Origin of the sequence: Peribacillus simplex (genome assembly GCF_900156045.1) — a bacterium.
GTDB classification, from domain to species: Bacteria; Bacillota; Bacilli; order Bacillales; family DSM-1321; genus Peribacillus; species Peribacillus simplex_D.
In genome coordinates this window covers 508,345-530,163 of the sequence record NZ_FTMX01000002.1, presented here as the reverse complement: position 1 = coordinate 530,163, position 21,819 = coordinate 508,345, and the positions used below count along the sequence as shown (strand labels likewise).

Here is a 21,819-nt window from a genome sequence, read left to right as displayed (position 1 = left end):
GTATGGATGAAAGAGGGTGTACCCTATGAAGGGCACAATGGTACCATTGCAGGAAAGTAAAAGGATCGTAAGCATCGATGTTTTACGTGGATTGGCCATTTTAGGCATTTTTTTAGTGAATATGCCTTCTTTCCACTCTCCGCTCTTATACATAGATGGTGCCGGGCAGTGGTCCGAGGGATGGGACAGGATTTTGTACAGATTCAGTGATATTGTCGCACAGGCCAGCTTTTATCCGTTATTCGCCTTTCTGTTCGGTTTTGGGGCAATCATACTAGCTGTAAGGACTGAAGAAAAGGGTATTTCATTTCCTTTACTATATATGAAAAGGCTAAGTTTCCTGCTGATACTTGGGTGCATTCATGCTTTTTTCATCTGGCATGGGGACATCCTCATCAATTATGCTGTATTTGGGTTTGCATTTTTATTTTTTTATAAAATGAAGGGCAGGAATTTAATTCTGCTAGGCTCGGTTTGTTATATCCTGCCTTTTGCGATATTGGGTACGCTATTTCTTATATTGGGCCTTTTTGATAGGGAAGGGATGGCAATAACGACTGATACGGCGATGATGAAACAGTCTTTGGAAGTCTATCAATCTGGTACATTTACGGACATAATGAGCCAAAGGGCACAGGATTGGTATATGGTGAACAACCCTTTTAATGCCATTATCCTCTTTTTATCGATTTTTCCTTTTTTTTTAATTGGAGCAGGCGTTGCAAAACAAGGCATTCTCCAAAATCCAACCCAATATAAACGACAATTGAAAATGATTTCGATTGTAAGCTTGCTATTGGGCATGTCAATTAAGATTCTGCCGTATGTGACGGTTTACCATTTTGGTACGATATTCGTGCAGGATTATTTGGGAGGGCCGTTACTTACGACTTTTTATATCACGGCAATCGCGCTTTTGGCGGAACAGGCAGGGGCTTTCCGCCTCTTACATCCGCTTTCGTATATCGGAAGGATGTCGATGAGCAATTACTTGTTCCAATCTATGGTATGTACGGCCATTTTTTATTCATATGGCCTTGGATTATATGGATCAGTCTCTTATACGACAGGATTTGTTTTCTTAATGGCCCTGTTTTGCCTGCAAATTTTGCTTTCCTTATTGTGGATGGGGGTGTTTAAATACGGACCGGTTGAATATATATGGCGTTTGGTTACATATGGTAAAAAGCCGGTTATGCGCAGGTAGGGACCTATTAAGAATAAATGTAAATGATGTTCATTAAATTGTTGGTTTTTACCCATTCAGGTAGTTCCTTAGTTTTGTTTTTTTGTAAAAGCCTATGATATGATGAAATGGAAACTGAACGAGGGGGCAAAAAAATGACACATATGCATATTACGGCTTGGGTTATCGGAATCATTCTTTTCTTTGTCACATATTCGATGCTTAAAGGTGGAAATCCGAAAGCGAAAATGCTACATATGATAACACGGTTGTTCTATCTATTGATTTTCCTGACTGGCGGTATGCTGATCACTGATTTTGGTGCTTACGCAGTAAAAATGATTGTTGGAATCATCGTGATTGCGGCGATGGAGATGGTGCTGGTCCGTACGAAAAAAGGGAAAAGCACGAGTGCCATGTGGATATTGTTCATCGTAGCGCTTGTATTCGTCCTTTATTTAGGGCTTTCGCTGCCACAAGGAATGGACTTTTTTTAATACAGAATTGAAGACGGGTAAATGAGGAAATCTCATTTACCCGTTTTCTTTTGCCCATTATTGTGAATTCACTTTCTCAATGACGATCCTTTTTCCAGTGTTCAGGGTGAATTCAAAACGATCGTGATCCTTTTTCCCATAAGAAAAGTGGTGCTGAACGAGACATATTTGGCTCTCGTTATCAAAGGTGAAGAAATTAACGCCTGACTGGTTAGGGACGGCCCTTAAAAAGGTGAGCTGGTTATAACTATATATACAATCATAAATAGAAAAATCAAGTGAATTCAATGTCGTTACAAATTGGAAAAAGGAATCATCGTTCAATTCTTCCAATAAACGTTCAAAAGAGTAGAGCAGTTTTTTGCGTATCCGAATGGGCTCATTTTCCCTTAAGAAGGTGATTTCTCGGTGAAGCAGGATTTTTCCCTCTTCTTCAACTACTCCTTGCTGCCAGCGCCCACCCCTGTACACTTCAATGATGCTATCAACGTGGTCTTCAATGGAGCAGGCCTCATCTGTTTCATCATCGAAAAAAATCCATTGTTGATTGATATTTTCCACTGTTCCTTCGGTAAAAGCTCTTGTTTGCCTGTTCATTAACTTGATTCGTTGTTGCTGACTCATACATATACCTCCAATAGTGGAATCCTCACCTACTTTTTAGTCAAAATCCAATGAAAATATAACTGTATATTTTAAAATATTATGGACAAATAACCATCTTTCCGTCTTTGCATAGGCTATGTTTAAACACGGGATGCTTTGCTCAACAATTCATTAACGACGCCGGGCGATGTGGGCAGGGTAGTCCTACGGAATTGCTGATCGATACTTAGGGACTGTAAATCTTTTTTTAGATAGGGAGCCAATATATTTTTGATAGTCCGGATAGAAAGGATGAAGTGTAAAATGTGTGGGATAACAGGCTGGGTGCATTTTCAAAAAGATTTACGGACGAAAACGAGAACATTGGAAAACATGACAAAAACGTTGGCAAAGCGGGGGCCAGACGAAGAAAATGTTTGGAGCGAAGCCCATGTTGCCTTTGGTCATAAACGGTTAACGGTTGTCGATGCGGAAGGCGGAAAACAGCCGATGACGAAAAATCACGAAAACGGCAGATATACACTTTGTTATAATGGTGAGCTATATAACACCGAGGATATTCGTAAACAGCTATTATTAAAAGGATATTCCTTTAACGGTCATTCTGATACAGAAGTTTTACTAACTTCTTATATAGAATGGAAAGAAAAATGCATTGACTTGTTCAATGGGATTTTTGCATTTGCGATTTGGGATGAAAAGGAACAGAAATTATTCGTTGGAAGAGATCGCATGGGGGTAAAACCATTCTTTTACGCGGAAAGGGACGGCGGGTTCATTTTCGGATCGGAACTAAAGGCGATCCTGGCCCATCCGGATGTTAAAACGGAGATTGACCGCGATGGGTTGTCTGAAGTTTTTGGTGTTGGTCCATCCCGAAAGCCAGGTTCAGGGGTATTTCATAATATCCAGGAATTAAGGCCTGCCCATGCGCTTACCTTATCAAGGAAAGGCCTCCGGATTTGGAGATATTGGAATGTGAAAAGCGAGGAACATCGGGATACTCTTGATGAGACGGCCGAGAAGGTTCGCTTCCTTGTCGAAGATGCAGTCACACGGCAACTTGTATCAGATGTTCCGCTTTGTACCTTCTTATCGGGAGGGCTTGACTCAAGCGCGATAACAGCCATTGCGGCAAACGCCTATCAAAAAGAAGGAAAAGGCCAGCTTCATACGTATTCCATCGATTATGAAGATAATGAGCGCTATTTTAAGGCAAATGATTTTCAGCCTAACTCTGATGGGTATTGGATAAAAAAGATGTCGGATACCTTTAACACGGTTCACCATTCATCGATCATCACTCAAGAGCAGTTGACGGATTATTTAACGGAAGCTGTCCTTGTAAGGGACCTCCCAGGCATGGCGGATGTCGATTCTTCTTTACTTTGGTTTTGTAAGGAAATCAAGCGGGATTTTGTCGTAGGCCTATCCGGCGAATGTGCGGACGAAATTTTTGGCGGTTATCCTTGGTTCCATCGTGAGGATGATTTGAATCGTGCTGGTTTTCCATGGATGAGATCGACCGGGGAGCGGGTATCTTTATTAAAGACGGAATGGCGCGAGAAATTGAAGCTGGAGGAGTATGCGCAGGAAGCTTATTTGACCACCCTTGCCGAAACGCCTAAATTGGAAGGGGAAAGCGGTGTGGCAGCAAAGCGGAGAGAGCTTTTCTATATGAACTTATTATGGTTCATGACGACGCTCCTTGACCGGAAGGACCGGATGAGTATGGGTGCAAGTCTAGAGGTGCGCGTGCCATTTGCCGACCATCGCCTTGTTGAATATGCATGGAACATTCCTTGGGAAATGAAAATGGAAGGCAACCGTGAAAAGGGTATTCTAAGGAAAGCGTTGGAGGGGCTGTTACCTGATGAGGTATTGTATCGTAAAAAAAGTCCATATCCAAAAACCCATAACCCTATATATACAGACCGTGTGCAGGCGTGGTTGAAAGACTTACTTACGGATAAAAATTCGGTCCTGCATGAGTTTTTCGATAAAAAGAAGCTAACCGATATAGTAGATTCCAAGGGTGCCGCTTTTAAAGTGCCGTGGTTCGGGCAATTGATGTCTGGTCCACAGTTGCTCGCTCACTTGGCACAAACCCATGTATGGTTCAAAGAATATGATATCCAAATAATCGATTGAAAAAAACGGGGCGAATGATTTTCATTGCCCCGTTTTCATTGCCTCAATGATTGAATGCGAGAATTTTATATTGATAACCACCCAATTCATATTTACTTTCCTGGGTGGTTTCTTTTGTTCTTAAATCGGTTAGTGTACGTCCTTTCAAATCAAAAGGGAGGGTAAAGGATTGCTGGACATCCGTCGGATTGATGAGGATCACGACAGAACGTTCCCCATTATACTTTTGGTAGGCCACGATATTTTCGTTTCCGGCAGTATCAAGGAATTTGAACTTTCCGTCATTGGCGAGTAATCGTTCTTCTTTTCGCAAGAGGATCAATGCCTTAATTTCATTGAAAAGCTCGGTATTTTGTTTTTCTTCTTCCCAGACCATACATTTTCGGCACCCTGGATCCATGCCTCCGGTTAAGCCGATTTCATCTCCATAGTATATACAAGGGCTGCCACTGAATGTCAGCAGGATTGCGTGGATGAGCTTGGCCCGAGCTAGATCTTCCCCGCAATCCGTGAAAATCCGCGGTGTATCATGGCTTCCAAGAAGATTGAATGTCACGTCAAAAACATTGGTAGGATAACTGTGATAGATGGCTGTCATTTGTTCTGTGAACTCGCGTGCATTGATGGTTTGTGAAGCGACCAAGCGAAAAACTTGGTTGGTAAACGGGTAATTCATGACTGCATCGAACTGATCGCCGCGAAGCCAGGGCATCGAGTCATGCCAAATTTCCCCAAGAATATAAAGGTCAGGCTTTATATTTTTCACCGTTGTTCGAAATTCACGCCAGAATGGCTGATCGACTTCATTTGCCACATCGAGCCTCCAGGCGTCTATATCGTACTCCTTGATCCAATAAGCCGAGACCTCAAGCAGATATTCTTTCACCTCCGGATTCGCAGTATTCAATTTTGGCATCGATTCAAAAAAACCGAATGTTTCATAATTGGGCCTTTCCCCTCCCTTAAGCGGAAAGCTATGTGGGTGGAACCAATCCTTATATTTCGATTTCTCTCCTTTTTCGAGTAAATCCTGAAAAGGGGGGAAGTAGTAGCCGCTATGGTTAAAAACGGCGTCCAGCATGACCCGGATATTCCGTTTATGGCATTCGGCTATTAGTGTTTTCAATGTTTCCTTCGTTCCAAATTGCGGATCGATACTCCGATAATCAATCGTGTCGTATTTATGATTGGAGTAGGCATGGAAGATTGGCGTGAAATAGATTCCGTTGATGCCGAGATTCTCAAGGTAATCCAAATGTTCAATGATTCCTTCGAAGTCCCCGCCAAAAAAATTATCCACGGCCGGATCTTCACTTCCCCATGGTATCACGCCTTCCGGATCATTGTCGGGGTTTCCGTTCGCGAATCGTTCAGGAAAAATTTGATACCAAACTGTATCTTTGACCCATTCCGGTGCCCCGAAAACTTCATTTTGATGTAGATAGGGTATCGCGAAATAGCTTCCTGGATCTCGGGGGGCTTCATTAAAGAAGCCCTTTTCCGTATAAATGGCACTTTCATCTTCTGAGGATACCTTGAACCCATATCGAATTCTTCGGTAGGGAGGCTTCACATAGATATGCCAATAATCATAACGGTCATCGCTGCCTGATAAACTCATGGGAAGTTCTTCGTACTGCCACTGACCATCATTATCGGAAATGTATGGATCCCCAAAAATCAATCCAGCTGAGGAGATATCTTGTTTTTTCGTACGTAGGCGGATATGTAGGGTTTCAGTGTTGATGGTATAGCCGTAATTGTCATTAGGTCTATGGTGTATGGATGAAAATTCCATTGCAAAACCACTCCAATTCTATAGGTATTTGGGGAGGTGAAAAAGGAAACTTCCGGCTGTTTTATGAGGGGGCACCATGAAGTTGCACTAAGCCAGGTAAAGTGTTTTTTCAATATGGTTATATACCCGATTTCAATTGAAAGAAGCACTTATTAACTAAAAAATAACAAAAAGTATACATCACTACAAGGAAATAAATACACCAAGGAAAAATGTTGTAAAAACCAAAGCCGTTCATATAATGATAACAATAGCTTTGGTACCGTTTTCATTAAGCGGCTTTGTTTGAATGAATGAACTGAAAAACAGTATTATTTGGTGCTTTTGGACATGATAGAATAAACATTTTAAAAAGGAGAATGAAAGTGAAGAAGCTGATTTTTCATTTGTTCATGTCCATGTTTTTAATCGTAAGTGTAAGTGCTTGTGGTACCAGTTCAGATTTGGAAAATGAAGTAGTGAAAGAAAAGAAGAAAAAAGGAGACGAAGCCAGCAAAGAAGCTAAGCCGGAAAAATTGATCATTTGGGAGGAAAAAGGTAAAGCGGAGGCCCTAAAGCCGGTGATTGAAGCTTTTGAAAAAGAATATGGAATCAAAGTTGAGCATAAAGAGCTTGAAATAGCTACCGAGATGTATGAGAGGCTTCGAAGTGATGGGCCAATCGGAAACGGAAAGGCCCCGGATGTCGTAACTTTTTCTCATGAAAAAGTCGGGCAAATCGTGAAGGAAGGCTTAATTCAGGAAGTGAAGGTGAAAGATGAGGTATTGAATGCCTTCATTGAGCCCTCAATTAGTGGGGAGATGTATCAAGATAAGGTGTTTGGATTGCCAAAATCCGTAAACACATCCGTTTTCATTTATAATAAAAAATTGATGGCTAAGGCTCCTGAGACGATGAATGACCTTTATAAAATGGCGAAGGAATTAAGAAAGGGTAACGTGCATGGTTACTATGCCAAATGGAATGATTTCCATGATTCGTATGGAGTGATCGCTGGAATGGGAGGTTATATATTCAAAGATAAGAATGGAAAACTGGACCCTTCCCACATTGGTTTGAATAATAAGGGTGCCATAAAAGGGGCTGCGTACATCCAAAAATGGTATAAGGCCGGTTTGATTCCTAAAGGCGACAAAGCAGCGATCGAGAAGTTGTTCATACAAGGGAATTTGGCTTCTATCATGAGTGACGGTGACTCATTTACAGAACGAGAGGATACAGGAATTGCCCCCATGCCCGAATTGCCCAATGGCCGGCCAATGAAAACGTTGATGGAAATCAAAGGCTGGCATGTAACAGCATTCACGAAACATCCTTATTGGTCTACCAAGTTAGTGGAATATTTGACAAATGATGATAATGCAATGCAGCGTTATGATTTAACAGGGGAAATCCCTCCTAATAAATCAATCAAACACAATGCCGAAATCAATGAAAATGAAAGGGCACAAGCCATAAGCATACAATTACAATACGCTGAACCAGTGCCGAATATACCGGAAATGAATAGAGTATGGGTACCGATGAATGCAGCCATGGATGAAATAAGCACTCAAAAAGCAAAACCAAAAAAGGCCTTGGATAAAGCGGTTAAGACGATAAAAAAAGAACGTTAATAATGTTCTTCCTTTTCCGATTCAGTAACTATAACCAGTTTCACCAATTTGTCCCTTTAGTGTAAAGTTTTTTATAAATTGGATTTGACGTTAAAGGGCCAAAAGGCTAATCTTAAAGGCGTAAAGAGATAGCTAGGAGGAGAGCGGATATGAGAAAAAGAGTGTTATCACTCGCTTTAATTCCGTTGCTTCTTTTTTACGCCATTCCAGTAGGAGCAGCTGAAAAAGAACAACGAACTTGGAAGGATGAAATCGTATATTCATTATTGGTCGACAGATTTTTCGATGGGAATATTCAAAATAATGGAGATGCGAACGTGAATGACCCTTCCGCGTTTAATGGTGGGGATTTCGAAGGTGTCACGAAGAAACTGAATTATTTAAAAGATATGGGTTATACCGCTATCATCCTTTCACCGATTTTCGCTAATGATGAAAATGGCTATCATGGCGATTGGGTGGCAGATTTCTATAAAACGGATAAACATTATGGGACATTGAAAGAGTTTAAAAAACTCGTGAATGAGGCACATAAACGCGATATGAAGGTGATCCTTGATTTTCAAGCAAATAATGTGGGTCCTGACTCCACGTGGCTGACCGATCCAAAAAAACAAGATTGGTTCCATGAAGAAAAAAAGATTTCCCAGGACAGTAGCCAAAAGGATTTGGAAACAGGCTGGGTAGATGATCTTCCCGATTTGAATCAAGAAAATGAGGAAACAAGGGAATATTTACTTGATGCTGCCAAATGGTGGATAACGGAAACCGATATTGATGGTTACCGCATAAATAAAGTCCAATACGTAGCAAAAGATTTTTGGAAGGAATTTGTGGATGCAGTCAAATCTGAAAAATCAAATTTCTACACAATCGGCGATGTACAAGGTGATGCCGATCTGATATCAAGCTACAAGAAGACGGGTATCGATGCTTTTATGGCTTATCCACTAAATACTGAGCTAAGGGAAGCATTTGCTGCACCCGATAAAGAATTGAAACCTGTTTTTAATGCGTTTGAGAAAAGCGAAGGTGAATTAGGGGGCGATGCTCAGCAGGCATTATTCATGGATACACAGGGGATGCCCCGTTTTACAAAGGATGCAGCCGACCATAACGAAAATCCAGGTTCCAGATGGAGAATGGCGCTGTCGTATCTATATACGATGCCAGGGGTGCCAATCGTATTTTATGGATCGGAAATTGCCTTAAATGGGGATATTGCCCCGGATAATCACAAGTTGATGAATTTTAAGACAGAACAGGAATTGGTGGAATATATAACAAAGCTTTCTGATCTCAGAGACATGTACCCAGCGTTGGTAAAGGGGGATATGGAGCTTCTATATGAAAAAGGTGGAGCTTCGGTATTCAAGCGTGTATATGGTGATGAAACGATTGTCGTCGCCATGAACAATACGACTGAAACTCAAACGATAAACCTTACTGATAAGGAGCTTGAAAGTAATAAAGAGTTGAGAGGTATGCTGAATGGGGATCTGGTCCGCAGTAAGGACAACAGTTACTCTATCGTAATCGACAGGGAGACGACAGAAGTCTACACGCTGTCACCTAAATCGATTATTAATATTCCTTACCTGTTAGTCATAGGATTGGTTCTTCTTATTTTTGGTATATTCATTGCTTTGGTTATTAAGCGTTCAAAACGGAACCAACCAAAATAATCATATACCTCTCGATTGTCGGTAGCCGCCAAACATTGTCCCTAAGGCTTTGTGGAAAACAGGATCGGGAGGTTACAGCATGAATAAGACCTGGTGGAAAGAAGCGGTCTGCTATCAAATATACCCGCGCAGTTTCATGGATAGTAATGGTGATGGAGTCGGTGATATAAAAGGTTTGATTTCAAAGCTTGACTATCTGCAGGAATTAGGAATTGATGTTATTTGGATTTGTCCGTTTTATAAATCGCCCAATGCGGATAATGGCTATGATATTAGTGATTATCAAGCAGTTTCCGATGAATTCGGTTCAATTGAAGATATTGATCTGTTATTGAAAGATGTTCACGGACGTGGGATGAAGGTGATACTCGATCTTGTTTTGAATCATACAAGTGATGAGCACCCCTGGTTCGTAGAGTCACGTTCGTCCCGCGATAATCCGAAACGGGATTGGTATATATGGAGGGATGGGCAGGACGGTCGTGAGCCTAATAATTGGGAAAGCATCTTTTCCGGAAGTGCCTGGAAATTCGATGAAAGGACCAATCAATACTATTTACATTTATTTGCCGAAAAGCAGCCAGACTTAAACTGGAAAAATACTGATGTACGAAAGGCATTATATGAAATGGTCAATTGGTGGCTCGATAAGGGAATAGATGGCTTCCGGATTGATGCCATCACACATATTCATAAGCGTGATGGCCTTCCGGATATGCCCAATCCTTATTGGCATCAGTACGTACCTGCGTTTGAAATGCACACCAATCAGGACGGGATTCTGGATTACCTTCAGGAGTTGAAAGAAGAGACTTTCTCTAAGTATGATATCATGACGGTCGGTGAGGCCAATGGCGTCAGGATTGAGCAGGCGGATGAATGGGTCGGGGAATCGAATGGTAAGTTCAATATGATATTTCAATTTGAACATCTTGGACTTTGGAATAGGGGACAGAATCACGACGTTGATGTTCAGGGATTAAAGCGCACAATGACCAAATGGCAAAAGGGGCTGAAAAACAAAGGATGGAATGCTTTGTTTTTTGAAAACCATGACCAGCCAAGAAGTGTATCCACCTGGGGAAATGATCAACAATACTGGTTGGAAAGCGCAAAAATGATTGGGGCTCTATACTTTTTCATGCAAGGCACACCTTTTATTTATCAAGGTCAGGAAATTGGCATGACGAATGTCCAATTTGATTCGATTGATGATTATGATGATGTAGGAATGAAAAATTTTTATCGGATAGAGACCTCCAAAGGCCGCCCGCATGATGAAATCATGAACATTATCTGGCATAGCGGCCGTGATAATTCACGAACACCGATGCAATGGAATGATATTGAAAATGGCGGTTTCACGCACGGAACACCCTGGATGAGGGTTAATCCCAATTATCGCGCCATTAATGTAGAACAGCAGAAAAATGACCCGTCATCCATTTATCATTTTTATAAAAAGATGATTGATCTTCGAAAAAAACATCAGGTTCTTGTTTATGGGGAATATGAATTATTATGGGAAGATCATCCCGACCTTTATATTTATACAAGAAATATGAATGATAATTCAGTCATGGTAGTTTGTAATTTTAGTATGAATCACCACCAAATCGACCTCTCTTACTGGGGGGAAATGGAACTTTTGCTAGCTAATTATGAGGATTGCCCTGAGGTGTCCCTTATTGATTTACGTCCATATGAAACGAGGGTTTATCGTTATTAATTTGTAAATCACTTCTATGGACTTGATTGGAAATTAGCTTAAAACCTATGTAGTTAGTCGTCTGACTTCTTGATCGCCAATAGACATGCCATTTTTTTAGAAGCTGATCATACATCAGCTTCTTTTTGAATTTTAAAACAGAGATGAAAAAAACGGAAAAGTGAGTATTTTCTGAAAAATTGAACAAACATAAAAAAAAGTATGGATATAACTATTGAACTGAGTGTATTATGAATACATACAAAATGTATAAATATAAAACGAATATTAAAGAAGTGTTTATTGGTATTCACCTTGCATTAAATGAAGTCAATAAAGGCTAAGAAGGGAGAGGGGAAATGCATGGCCATAACAATAAAAGATGTGGCACAGTTAGCGAATGTTGCTCCTTCAACAGTTTCTCGAGTGATTGCAAACAATCCTCGGATAAGTGAAAAAACAAAGGTACGGGTACGTAAGGCGATGAGTAAATTAGGATACCATCCAAACTTCATTGCACGTAGTCTTGCCAATCAATCGACCAGGATCATAGGCTTGGTAATGCCAAGTTCGTCAAATGATTATTATCAAAATCCGTTTTTTCCGACGATCCTTCAGGGTCTAAGTGAGGGAGCTCAGGAAAATCATTATTCCCTGTTGCTAAGCACGGGAAAAACAGAAGATGAAATCTACGAAGGAGTAGTGAATATGGTGCAGGGGGGGATGGTTGATGGAATAATCCTGATGTATTCAAGGATGAACGATCACATTCTGACCTATTTGAGAGCAAGGGCTTTTCCATTTGTGATCATTGGGAAACCCTATGATTTTATCGAGGAGATAACATATGTTGATAATGATAATGTCTTGGCTGCCGAACAGGCAACGGATTACCTCATACAGCTAGGACATGAAAGGATTGGATTCATCGGAGGTGACGTAACCCTTGTGATGACCCTTGATCGCTTGTCAGGATACGAACGGGCATTGAAGAGGGCTGGAATCGATCGAAGGGGGGAATATACCCTGCATGAAGATTTTTTGCATGAAGGGGGACAAGCAGCTGCCAAAAGGTTACTATCCATCGATGAGCCACCAACCGCTTTGGTGGTCAGTGATGATCTTATGGCACTTGGCATCGTGCATTCACTTCGCGAGATGGGCGTGCGCACTCCTGAAGAAATTTCAATCGTCAGTTTCAATAACGTTCTTTTCTCTGAACTGTCATTACCAGCCCTGACTTCCGTAGATATCAATATTTTTGATTTGGGATATCAGGCCGCTAAGGGCATCATTCAAATGCTGCAGACTGGGGATGCTCCTGCTGGGACCATCATTCCACATCATTTCGTGGAAAGGCATTCCTGCAGATCGATCAAGCAAGGTGCAATGGCCATGACTTATTGAACGAAAAGGGCATTGCATAAAAGCAATGCTTTTTTTCCTAGAAATGTACACTGAAACTTTTGAATGCATGTATACCGGTTCCATGTCTGACCAAATTATTCTCTTTAAGGTATTGAATGGCTTCAAGTACTTCCTCAAAGATCCTTGGTTCGAGGCCGAGTTGGTTGTGTCCGCCATAAATTTTGGATACTGCCTTGATTTTTGCGATTTTTTCTAACGAATTCACAAGGTCTTCAGGGCTTGTCGAGGGATAAAATGCATAAACTGGAGTATCTGAATAAAGCAGGTCGCCAGTAAATAAATAACCTTTTTCATTATCCAAAATTGAAATGTGGCCAGGTGAATGCCCAGGTGTGTGATAAATGCCTAAACTGCGGTTCCCAAGATCAATCGTGTCCCCATCCGCTAAGAGCCTATCAGGTGACCCCTGGTATGGCTTGTATGTAAAAGGATTGAATGATTCGGGTATGGGGACAGTGATATCCCGGGCCATGTTCTTTCTTATTTGTTCCAAGGACAAACCTTCAATGCCGTTGATCAACCAATTGGCATCATCACGATGAACATAAATTGTATCATAATCCCCATGACTGCCAATATGATCCGCATGAACGTGTGTCGTCAGGACGATAATCGGAAGGTCGGTAAGCTGGTCTGTAATCCGCTTAATCGAACAGATGCCTAATCCTGTATCGATTAACGCAGCTCGGGTCTCCCCAAGTAATAAAAAGGAATGAACTTTCTCCCCATGACCATATTCACTGATTGCAAACGTTTCTGAGTCCAATTCCTGAACGGTGAACCATGGATCTACAATATTTTTCAAAAATGACTCCACTCCTTCCCATTCATATATTCCGCTTTAACCGGAAATATCCTGCTTGAAAGAGTAAAAGCAGTGGATTTTTGAAATCCACTGCTTTTGAAAGGGTAAGGCTTATCCGTTTACCACGGTCCCGCCGTTTACGTGGATGACTTGTCCGCTGACATAGGATGAATCATCACTTGCCAAATATACATAAGCTGGTGCTAATTCCTCTGGCTGCCCTGCGCGGCCCATAGGAGTATCCTGTCCGAATTTGGCGACATCCTCTTCTCCGAATGAGGCAGGAATCAGCGGTGTCCAGATCGGACCTGGCGCAACGCCGTTCACTCTGATGCCATCTTTTGAAATGGAGTTCGACAGGGCCCTTGTAAATGCCAGTATTGCACCTTTTGTTGAAGAGTAATCGATTAGTTTTGGGTTGCCTTGATAGGCTGTGATAGAGGTTGTATTAATGATACTGCTACCTTTTTTTAGGTGATTCAATGCAGATTTAGTTAAGTGGAACATCGAGAAAATATTCGTGCGGAACGTTTTTTCCAATTGTTCAGCTGAAATGTCAAGGATACTTGTCTGCACATGCTGTTCACCGGCGTTGTTGACTAGAATGTCCAAACCGCCAAATTCTTCAACCGTTTTATTGACGACATCCTGGCAGAAGGCTTCATCACCGATATCTCCGGAAATGAGTAAACATTTCTGACCTTCTTTTTCGATCAATTCTTTTGTCGCTTTGGCATCCTCGTGTTCATCCAAGTATGCAACTGTCACATTCGCTCCTTCTTTGGCGTAATAAATGGCAACCGATTTACCGATTCCGCTGTCTCCTCCTGTTATGATTGCCGTTTTACCTTTTAGTTTGCCGCTTCCTTTGTAGGCAGCTTTAACTGAATCGGGGTTCGGTTCCATTTTTGTTTCCAATCCAGGTTGATGCTGTTGATGTTGAGGTGGAAATCCTTGTTTGTTCTGATTTTGGTTTTGGGTAGTCAAGATTAAAACGCCTCCTGTTTAATGATCTATGCTTTTCTATTCCTTTTTTAGAAAAAAGAAAACATGGAAAAAACAACCAAATAATTCATGGGTAATTATACTAAGCGAACATGACTAGTCTTTCCATGTTACATGAAGGAGATTCATTTGAAGAAAAAGGGGGATCACGGCTATTGAGGCAATGATGCAAATAAAAAAAGACCCACCCAAAGGTGAGGCCTTCATATTTAGCGGTAATTTAAGAATTGCACATCAATGGAAAGATCAGCGCCCCGGATTGCGGAAATGATTCCTTGCAAATCGTCACGGTTCTTACCGGTAACACGGATTTGATCATCTTGGATTTGGCTTTTCACTTTAAGACCGCTATTTTTAATGATGGTATTGATTTTTTTTGCCTGTTCCTTATCGATGCCTTGAATCAACTTAGCCCGTTGACGAACGGTTCCGCCAGAAGCTCCTTCTAATTTGCCATAGTCCAGGTTCTTGACTGGTACGTCACGTTTAATGAGTTTACTAATGAGAACATCCTTCAGCTGTTCGAGCTTATATTCATCGTCAGACACTAAAACAAGGTCTTCTTTTTCAATGGTGATGCTGCTTATACTCCCTTTAAAATCATAGCGTGTTTGTATTTCCTTCATAGCCATGGTAACTGCATTCGTTACCTCTGAAAAGTCTACTTTCGAAACAATATCAAATGAATTTTCCTTTGCCATCACTTACCTCCAGCAGGTTTTATTTCCTTTATTATAGAGAAAGTGTGATAGGAAGACAACTATCTAGACCATATTAAAAAAGCAAGGGGACAAGCCCCTCGCGTCATTTATGGTCTGTTTTCTTCGAATAGGAGTGCTTACCCGCAGCAAGGTTTTCCTGATAGGCGACATTTTTTTCAGCATTTCTCGCTTGGTTATCTTTTGGCCTTTTATTGTCATCGGTTGTTTTTGACATAGAGAAAACTCCCTTCCATTATCTGATCAATATATATTGTTCACAATTATGGAAGGGAGTATGTATGTTTATGATTTCTCAGGGGTATCGTTTAAGAAGAAGAGGGCGATTGTACCAGGACCGGCATGTGCGCCGATGACGGAGCCGATTGTATGGATCTTGAAATCGGTTGTCCCGAATTCATTCTGAATGGCTTCCTTCCATTCCAGGGCCGTCGCTTCATCATCACCATGACTGATGGCAATCGTTTGGTTTTTTAAATTTTTTCCTCTTTCGTGCATTAATTCGATTACACGTTTAATCAATTTCTTTTTGCCGCGTAACTTTTCAAGCGGAACAAGCTTCCCATCTTCTACATGCAATAACGGTTTAATGTTTAATAAACCGCCAACAAGGGCAGATGTCTTGGAGATGCGGCCGCCACGGGCCAAATACTCAAGGTTATCTACAGTGAATAGATGCTCCATATGCCGGGTTTGGAATTCTATGTCAGCTAGGATTTCTTCTTTAGTGGCACCGTTTGCTGCTAGATCGGCTGCTTTCTTTACAATTAAACCGACGCCCATCGAAGCGCATTTCGTATTGACGATTTCAATGTCAAGGTCAGGGTACTCTTCCTTCACCTGATTAAGAATCATCACTGCCGTTTGATATGTGCCTGATAACTCAGAGGAAAAGGCTATATAAATCCCTTGTTTTTTCTCTTTGGCAAACTGTGTGAAAAGTTCTATAAAGTATTCTGGGGAAGCTTGCGATGTTTTCGGGGCTTTTCCCTCAATCATCGCCTGATAGACTTCGTGAGAATTAATGGTAAGTAAATCTTCATAATTTTTCCCGTCAAGATGGACTTGTAAAGGAATTAATGAAACATTGTTTTCCTTATAGAAAGACAACGGCAAATCACATGCACTATCTGCAAGAATTGTGATAGCCATAATACACCTGCTTTCTTTTTACAATTTTTAGAAAATGAGTGATCACTCTACATTTTAGTGTAGCACGTAACGGTAAAAATTCAATCTCTACATAAATAGAATAATTAATTAAGGGTAAAAAGATAATAGAATAAGGGTGAAATGGAGGTTATTAGGATGTACAGTGGTGAAATGAAGAAAATTATCATAGTTGTGGTCGGAGCATTACTGAATGCCATCGCAATGAACTTTTTTCTAATACCGGCAAACGTATATGCAAGCGGCTTTACAGGAGTGGCCCAGCTTCTCTCGAGGATGATTGGTTCTTTTGCTCCTTTTAATGTATCGACAGGTATTCTATTGTTTTTATTGAACATCCCAGTAACGATCATTGCTTGGCGAAAGGTTGGAAAATCTTTCACTTTTTATAGTTTCCTTAGTGTTGTCTTGATGTCCTTCTTTATGGAAATCATTCCGATTACACGCTGGTCACCTGACATATTATTAAATGCGGTATTTGGCGGCGTCATAGCTGCAGTAGGTGTGGGAATCACCTTGAAATACGGTGCATCGACTGGCGGAATGGATATTATCGCCATGCTTCTGTCACGGAAGAAGGACAAGCCCGTGGGCACTTATTTATTTCTGTTGAATGGCGTGATCATTGTAACGGCAGGTGCTGTTTATGGACCGGAAAAAGCTTTGTACACACTTGTTACCCTTTATACATCGACCCGTGTCGTTGACGCGATTCATACACGTCATGAAAAGCTTACGGCCATGATCATTACAAAGAAAAGCGAAGAACTTAAACAGGCAATCCATGCTAAGTTAGTTCGCGGAATCACAAGGGTTCCTGCAAAGGGGGCATTCACCAACGAAACTAAGGAAATGTTATTGATTGTCATTACAAGGTATGAACTGTATGACCTTGAAAGGATCATCAAGGAAGTGGACCCACATGCTTTCACAAACATCATAGAAACTTCAGGCATAGTTGGAACTTTCCGCAGGGAATGATATTAACAAAAGATTAAGGCCATTACACTTCTATTACAAAAGGAAGTATTTAGGCGTTTTAAGTTTATTGCCTGTATGAAACGGCAAATTCTTATAAAGAAACGCCAATTTAAAACTTTATGAAGGAGTGATAAAAATGGCTAACGACGAAAAAATGAGCAGACAGGAAGCAGGTCGTAAAGGCGGGGAAGCCACTTCTAAAAATCACGACAAGGATTTTTACCGGGAAATTGGGCAAAAGGGCGGAGAAGCCACTGCTGATTCCCATGGTAAAGACTTTTATAAAGAAATCGGTGAAAAAGGCGGTAAGGCACGAAATGACAATTGATGAAAACAACGCGAAAGCCTCCAGGAATCCTGGAGGCTTTCACGTTATTTAGAGTGGTTTTCCAGTTCTTCCTGAAGTTCTCGCAGTTGTTCTTTTTCGGCCTCGGTCGTATTGGCAAAGGCTGAAGAAAGAGCGTTTCTAGCGATTTCCTCTGTCTTGCGCTGGTCACCGCCATGCTCAGAGTGAAGAGCATTTTTAGCGATTTCCTCTGTCTTATTCTGGTCACCGTCATGCTCAGAGTGGAGAGCTTCTTCAACAAATTCCCTTGCCTTCTGGAATAGATTGTTTCCCATTAGAAGCCACCATAGCTTTGTTCTGACATAATTCTTAACCTGTCTTTTTCAGCCTCTTCAAACGTAGTGTGATAAGGGATTTTTTCGGCATGCCTGGCAACACTTTCTTTGCCTTGCTGTACAAATCGTTTAGATTTACTGCTTTTACCCATTCTTATCTCCTCCGATTCTGAGCGTTGTCGACAACGGAGTGGATCTGTTGTCCATATTAGTTTGGCTTGAAAGAGAAATATTATGAAGGTAAAAAATGACGTATTAGGCTTTTATATTGAATTTTTCTTCGAGGAAGACCGCTATACCATCTTCTTCATTTGTCAATGTAGTCGTATTTGCTACCGTTTTCACGGGCGAAATCGCATTTCCCATGGCCACCCCGGTTCCCGCGTAATCGAGCATTTCCAAATCATTATCTTCATCACCGAAAGCGATTATCCTGTTTTGAGGAATTTCCAGATAGTTGGATACACGTTTTAAACCTACGGCTTTACTTAACCCGCTTTTTATTATTTCGATGATATGAAAAGGCTCTGCCCAGCGGCGATGATCGACCAATTCGGCATGGACATCGGATAAATGCTGGCGAATCTGTCCTACGAATTCACTATCTGTGTGAATTAGCATCGAAGTTGGGGAATCCTGAAGGTAATTGCGCAAGTCACCTGTCTTCATGATCGGATTTCCTACATTGAACATGTTCATCAGCTTTTCATCATGATAATGAACATACACTTCATCCCGGACTTCTGCGATGATGTTATGATATTTAAACTGATCACACGCTTCAACAATATCTTTCGCTACACTTATATCCAGTGGAGAGTGGTATACCCCCCAGCTTGTATGTAATGGGTGATGGACGAAAGCGCCATTGAAATTAACAATTGGTGTAGTCAACCCCAATTCCCGGTAATAAAGTTCACTTGAGCGAAAGGGACGTCCGGTAGCAATCATAACTTCGTGTCCATCTTCTTTTAGTTTTAGGAGTGTTTTTTTAGTCCTTGAAGAAATTGTTTTGTTATCTGTAAGTAAAGTACCATCAAGATCCAATACGATTAAATGTTTCTCAGCCATGTACACACCTTCTGTTCTTTTTGATTTCATTATATGCAAATATTGTTAAGCCTATTTTATAGTAAATGTAAATCTTTTTCATTCTTTATGCATTCCTGTATGATATTACTATATCCAAGATTATGATGATTAAAGCGAAGCTCAGGTTTAAAGAGTGGAATGATGAATGCCAATGCCATTTTGATAATGGTATTGACCGGAACAAATTATTCGGAGGGGTTAACTTGATAATAATTGAAAAAGAACTAATTGGACATATTCCTGTATTGCACCTAGGTGAAGAAACCACTTTCAATCAGGAATTGCCGATTATTATTTTTATACATGGTTTTCAAAGTGCAAAAGAACATAATCTTCATTATGCTTATTTATTGGCAGAAAAGGGTTTTCGTGTACTTCTTCCCGATGTGATTCATCATGGGGAAAGGGAAGCTGGTTTAAGTGATTCTCAAATGATGCCCCGTTTTTGGGAAATGGTTTTGCAGACAATCCAGGATTTATCTTTGTTGAAGGATGATTTATTATCCCGAAAATTAATTGATCCTGAAAGAATTGGCGTAGCTGGTACCTCAATGGGGGGAATAGTGACTAATGGAGCATTGGCTGCTTATGAATGGATATCCGCCGGAGTCAGTTTAATGGGAAACCCATCATATGTCGCGTATGCAGAGCTCCAAATGGCGGAGATTAAGAAAAGGAAAGTTAATTTCCCAGCTACCGATGAGGAAGTTGCCAAGATGATTGAACAGCTCAAGCCATTTGATTTGAGTCTGAATCAGGATAAGCTTACCAACCGTCCGCTTCTTTTTTGGCATGGTGCCAAAGATCCGGTTGTGCCTTATCAACATGCATATCGTTTTTATGAAGCTGTCAAAGCAGGGTATAATGAGGCAGATGAAAAAATTGATTTTATCCTTGATCCTAATGCTGGACATAAAGTGAGTAGGGAAGGCGTGCTTATGACTGCAGACTGGTTCTCGAAACATTTACTGTCAACTGTGCAAAAAGCTTAAGTACTCACTCAAAATCTGTTATGATTCTAATACGGAAGTAAAATATAGTCTAAAATGGACATAAAGATGCAACCGACAATCTAAAATGAAGAGATTTACCTTAAAGGAGTGATCGAAGTGGATCAAGATACAAAAGACATTATATTGGGAGCTTTGGAGCAGGTCATTGACCCTGAGCTTGGCATAGATATCGTTAATTTAGGCTTGGTATATGATGTGGATATGGATGAGGAAGGTTTGACTACCGTGACGATGACATTGACTTCCATGGGCTGTCCGCTAGCTGGGACGATCGTCGATCAAGTTAAATTGGTTCTGGAAGATATCCCCGAGGTAAAGGAAACGGATGTGAAGATTGTCTGGAGTCCGCCATGGACGAAAGATAAAATGTCCAGATATGCTAAAATTGCATTAGGAATCAAATAATAACTCTATATAGAAATGAAAAGCCAGTCAAAAAACAGTGAATCCATTCAATTGAATCACTTTTTATGGTCTGGTTTTTTCTAATACTTTCGGCTAGGAGTGGTTAATTGAACAGTCAAATTAAAGATTCATTGGACAGGCCACTAAGGGATTTAAGGATTTCAGTCATAGATCGCTGTAACTTTCGCTGCCAGTATTGCATGCCTGCTGAAATTTTTCATGAGAATTTTCAGTTCCTGCCTAAAAGTGAGCTATTATCTTATGAGGAAATTGTAAGGCTTTCTAAAATATTTGCAAGCTTAGGGGTAAAAAAACTAAGGTTGACAGGCGGGGAACCATTACTCCGGAGAGATCTCACCACTCTGATTTCATATCTAGTTAAAATTGAAGGTATTGAAGATATTGGACTGACTACGAATGGAGTCTTCTTGAAAAAACATGCCGTGAATTTGAGGGAAGCTGGTTTGCAGAGGGTGAATATCAGCTTAGACAGCCTCGATGATGAACTTTTCAAGAAGATGAACGGCAGGGATATCGGCATAAAGCCTGTTATGGAAGGCATCGCCGCTGCCAAAGAAGCAGGGCTTGGCGTTAAAGTGAATATGGTAGTGAAAAAAGAAACCAATGAATCTCAAATCCTGCCGATGGCCCGATTTTGTAAAGCTGAGGGCATTCAATTACGCTATATAGAATTCATGGATGTCGGACATACAAATGGCTGGCAGTTGAAGAATGTCATTACGAAAAAAGAACTGCTTGCGATGCTCCAAACCGAATTCGATCTAGAACCGGTTGAAGAAGATTATTTTGGAGAGGTGGCAAAACGCTTCCGTTATAAGGGCACTACTGCAGAAGTGGGCTTCATAACCTCCGTATCCGAGTCTTTTTGTTCAAGTTGTACACGTGCACGTCTTTCTGCTAATGGAAGTTTATATACATGCCTGTTTAATGGAAAGGGACATGACTTGAAGTCATTGCTCCGTTCCGGCATGACAGATGAAGAATTGACAGGATTCATCATTTCGCTTTGGAATCGTAGGGACGACCGCTATTCGGATGAGCGGGCAGCGGGAACGGCCAAGAAACAGGAAAAAATCGAAATGTCATTCATTGGCGGGTAATATTCAAATACTCCTTCCGAATGAATAAAAAATGAAGGGATGGCGATTATGCCGTCCCTTCATTTTTTATATAGTTATTAGGAACTTCTGATGCCAGTCAATGGACGAAATCGATTTTTATACTTTTTTTATGCATATTTATATTTTTTTATAGGAACCATGGAAAGGAAAATAATAAAATGGTCCTAGGGGAAATTCAGCCTGAAAATAAA

The 21,819-nt window shown here is 40.9% G+C and carries 21 protein-coding genes and 1 pseudogene; 12 read left to right on the top strand and 10 right to left on the bottom strand.

Going from position 1 to position 21,819, the window contains the following annotated elements; translation table 11 throughout:
* Positions 1-25: 25 nt before the first annotated feature.
* Positions 26-1,207: a DUF418 domain-containing protein gene (locus tag BW986_RS09135; protein ID WP_076367207.1), complete on the top strand. Its 1,182-nt coding sequence runs from the start codon at positions 26-28 to the stop codon at positions 1,205-1,207.
* 134 nt (positions 1,208-1,341) lie between these two features.
* The gene (locus BW986_RS09130; protein ID WP_076367205.1) at positions 1,342-1,683 is read left to right on the top strand and encodes a YisL family protein; all 342 of its coding nucleotides are present in this window, start codon (positions 1,342-1,344) and stop codon (positions 1,681-1,683) included.
* 57 nt (positions 1,684-1,740) lie between these two features.
* Here the strand turns inward: BW986_RS09130 and BW986_RS09125 are convergent, their stop codons facing one another.
* A complete protein-coding gene (locus BW986_RS09125; RefSeq protein WP_076367203.1) occupies positions 1,741-2,307 on the bottom strand; it encodes a DUF2777 domain-containing protein in 567 nt (188 codons plus the stop codon).
* 285 nt (positions 2,308-2,592) lie between these two features.
* On the opposite strand from BW986_RS09125, the gene asnB reads away from it, so the two are divergent.
* A complete protein-coding gene (gene asnB, locus BW986_RS09120) occupies positions 2,593-4,440 on the top strand; it encodes an asparagine synthase (glutamine-hydrolyzing) (RefSeq protein WP_076367201.1) in 1,848 nt (615 codons plus the stop codon).
* Between the two features lie 43 nt (positions 4,441-4,483).
* Here the strand turns inward: asnB and BW986_RS09115 are convergent, their stop codons facing one another.
* A complete protein-coding gene (locus BW986_RS09115; protein ID WP_076367199.1) occupies positions 4,484-6,238 on the bottom strand; it encodes a glycoside hydrolase family 13 protein in 1,755 nt (584 codons plus the stop codon).
* Positions 6,239-6,603: 365 nt separating this feature from the next.
* Here BW986_RS09115 and BW986_RS09110 point away from each other — a divergent pair, with 365 nt between their 5' ends.
* From BW986_RS09110 to BW986_RS09095, 4 genes are all read left to right on the top strand, one after another.
* A complete protein-coding gene (locus BW986_RS09110; protein ID WP_076367197.1) occupies positions 6,604-7,854 on the top strand; it encodes an extracellular solute-binding protein in 1,251 nt (416 codons plus the stop codon).
* Between the two features lie 149 nt (positions 7,855-8,003).
* Positions 8,004-9,539: an alpha-amylase family glycosyl hydrolase gene (locus tag BW986_RS09105; protein WP_076367195.1), complete on the top strand. Its 1,536-nt coding sequence runs from the start codon at positions 8,004-8,006 to the stop codon at positions 9,537-9,539.
* 79 nt (positions 9,540-9,618) lie between these two features.
* Entirely contained in the window at positions 9,619-11,268 is a 1,650-nt protein-coding gene (locus tag BW986_RS09100) for a glycoside hydrolase family 13 protein (protein WP_076367193.1), read from the top strand.
* 342 nt (positions 11,269-11,610) lie between these two features.
* Positions 11,611-12,654 (top strand): LacI family DNA-binding transcriptional regulator, encoded by a 1,044-nt coding sequence (locus tag BW986_RS09095; RefSeq protein WP_076367191.1) that lies wholly within the window; start codon positions 11,611-11,613, stop codon positions 12,652-12,654.
* Between the two features lie 37 nt (positions 12,655-12,691).
* On the opposite strand, the gene BW986_RS09090 is transcribed toward BW986_RS09095, so the two are convergent.
* The 5 genes from BW986_RS09090 to BW986_RS09070 form a co-directional block, all read right to left on the bottom strand.
* Positions 12,692-13,471, bottom strand: a complete 780-nt coding sequence (locus BW986_RS09090) for an MBL fold metallo-hydrolase (RefSeq protein WP_260320830.1) — start codon at positions 13,469-13,471, stop codon at positions 12,692-12,694.
* Between the two features lie 120 nt (positions 13,472-13,591).
* Positions 13,592-14,467, bottom strand: a complete 876-nt coding sequence (locus BW986_RS09085) for an SDR family oxidoreductase (RefSeq protein WP_076367187.1) — start codon at positions 14,465-14,467, stop codon at positions 13,592-13,594.
* A gap of 227 nt (positions 14,468-14,694) precedes the next feature.
* Positions 14,695-15,186: a YajQ family cyclic di-GMP-binding protein gene (locus BW986_RS09080; RefSeq protein ID WP_063232211.1), complete on the bottom strand. Its 492-nt coding sequence runs from the start codon at positions 15,184-15,186 to the stop codon at positions 14,695-14,697.
* 103 nt (positions 15,187-15,289) lie between these two features.
* Entirely contained in the window at positions 15,290-15,421 is a 132-nt protein-coding gene (locus BW986_RS09075; RefSeq protein ID WP_076367185.1) for a DUF3941 domain-containing protein, read from the bottom strand.
* A 68-nt stretch (positions 15,422-15,489) separates the two neighbouring features.
* A complete protein-coding gene (locus tag BW986_RS09070; RefSeq protein ID WP_076367183.1) occupies positions 15,490-16,356 on the bottom strand; it encodes a DegV family protein in 867 nt (288 codons plus the stop codon).
* 156 nt (positions 16,357-16,512) lie between these two features.
* On the opposite strand from BW986_RS09070, the gene BW986_RS09065 reads away from it, so the two are divergent.
* A complete protein-coding gene (locus tag BW986_RS09065) occupies positions 16,513-17,355 on the top strand; it encodes a YitT family protein (RefSeq protein ID WP_076367181.1) in 843 nt (280 codons plus the stop codon).
* A 136-nt stretch (positions 17,356-17,491) separates the two neighbouring features.
* A pseudogene (locus BW986_RS09060) lies at positions 17,492-17,680 on the top strand (KGG domain-containing protein); the annotation flags it as partial.
* 47 nt (positions 17,681-17,727) lie between these two features.
* Here BW986_RS09060 and BW986_RS09055 read toward each other — a convergent pair.
* From BW986_RS09055 to BW986_RS09050, 3 genes are all read right to left on the bottom strand, one after another.
* On the bottom strand, positions 17,728-17,976 hold the full coding sequence (locus BW986_RS09055) for a DUF3813 domain-containing protein (RefSeq protein WP_076367177.1): 249 nt from the start codon (positions 17,974-17,976) through the stop codon (positions 17,728-17,730).
* Positions 17,976-18,128 carry a hypothetical protein gene (locus tag BW986_RS30110; RefSeq protein WP_164468789.1) on the bottom strand — a complete coding sequence of 51 codons (153 nt, stop codon included), beginning with the start codon at positions 18,126-18,128 and terminating at the stop codon, positions 17,976-17,978. The genes BW986_RS09055 and BW986_RS30110 overlap by 1 nt, the downstream gene beginning before the upstream one ends.
* Before the next feature lie 103 nt (positions 18,129-18,231).
* On the bottom strand, positions 18,232-19,047 hold the full coding sequence (locus BW986_RS09050) for a Cof-type HAD-IIB family hydrolase (protein WP_076367175.1): 816 nt from the start codon (positions 19,045-19,047) through the stop codon (positions 18,232-18,234).
* Between the two features lie 224 nt (positions 19,048-19,271).
* Here BW986_RS09050 and BW986_RS09045 point away from each other — a divergent pair, with 224 nt between their 5' ends.
* The 3 genes from BW986_RS09045 to moaA all read left to right on the top strand — a co-directional run bounded on the left by BW986_RS09045 (position 19,272) and on the right by moaA (position 21,607).
* Complete coding sequence (locus tag BW986_RS09045; RefSeq protein ID WP_076367173.1) at positions 19,272-20,060, top strand: alpha/beta fold hydrolase; 789 nt, start codon at positions 19,272-19,274, stop codon at positions 20,058-20,060.
* A 117-nt stretch (positions 20,061-20,177) separates the two neighbouring features.
* Positions 20,178-20,486, top strand: coding sequence for a metal-sulfur cluster assembly factor (locus tag BW986_RS09040; RefSeq protein WP_076367171.1), 309 nt, complete (start codon positions 20,178-20,180; stop codon positions 20,484-20,486).
* A 107-nt stretch (positions 20,487-20,593) separates the two neighbouring features.
* Entirely contained in the window at positions 20,594-21,607 is a 1,014-nt protein-coding gene (moaA, locus tag BW986_RS09035) for a GTP 3',8-cyclase MoaA (RefSeq protein ID WP_076367169.1), read from the top strand.
* Positions 21,608-21,819 lie beyond the last annotated feature (212 nt).

Coding starts and splice junctions, on each gene's coding strand:
- BW986_RS09135 (WP_076367207.1), top strand. CDS start 26: ATGAAGGGCACAATGGTACCATTGCAGGAAAGTAAAAGGATCGTAAGC.
- BW986_RS09130 (WP_076367205.1), top strand. CDS start 1,342: ATGACACATATGCATATTACGGCTTGGGTTATCGGAATCATTCTTTTC.
- BW986_RS09125 (WP_076367203.1), bottom strand. CDS start 2,307: ATGAGTCAGCAACAACGAATCAAGTTAATGAACAGGCAAACAAGAGCT.
- asnB (WP_076367201.1), top strand. CDS start 2,593: ATGTGTGGGATAACAGGCTGGGTGCATTTTCAAAAAGATTTACGGACG.
- BW986_RS09115 (WP_076367199.1), bottom strand. CDS start 6,238: ATGGAATTTTCATCCATACACCATAGACCTAATGACAATTACGGCTAT.
- BW986_RS09105 (WP_076367195.1), top strand. CDS start 8,004: ATGAGAAAAAGAGTGTTATCACTCGCTTTAATTCCGTTGCTTCTTTTT.
- BW986_RS09100 (WP_076367193.1), top strand. CDS start 9,619: ATGAATAAGACCTGGTGGAAAGAAGCGGTCTGCTATCAAATATACCCG.
- BW986_RS09095 (WP_076367191.1), top strand. CDS start 11,611: ATGGCCATAACAATAAAAGATGTGGCACAGTTAGCGAATGTTGCTCCT.
- BW986_RS09080 (WP_063232211.1), bottom strand. CDS start 15,186: ATGGCAAAGGAAAATTCATTTGATATTGTTTCGAAAGTAGACTTTTCA.
- BW986_RS09075 (WP_076367185.1), bottom strand. CDS start 15,421: ATGTCAAAAACAACCGATGACAATAAAAGGCCAAAAGATAACCAAGCG.
- BW986_RS09070 (WP_076367183.1), bottom strand. CDS start 16,356: ATGGCTATCACAATTCTTGCAGATAGTGCATGTGATTTGCCGTTGTCT.
- BW986_RS09065 (WP_076367181.1), top strand. CDS start 16,513: ATGTACAGTGGTGAAATGAAGAAAATTATCATAGTTGTGGTCGGAGCA.
- BW986_RS09055 (WP_076367177.1), bottom strand. CDS start 17,976: ATGGGAAACAATCTATTCCAGAAGGCAAGGGAATTTGTTGAAGAAGCT.
- BW986_RS30110 (WP_164468789.1), bottom strand. CDS start 18,128: ATGGGTAAAAGCAGTAAATCTAAACGATTTGTACAGCAAGGCAAAGAA.
- BW986_RS09050 (WP_076367175.1), bottom strand. CDS start 19,047: ATGGCTGAGAAACATTTAATCGTATTGGATCTTGATGGTACTTTACTT.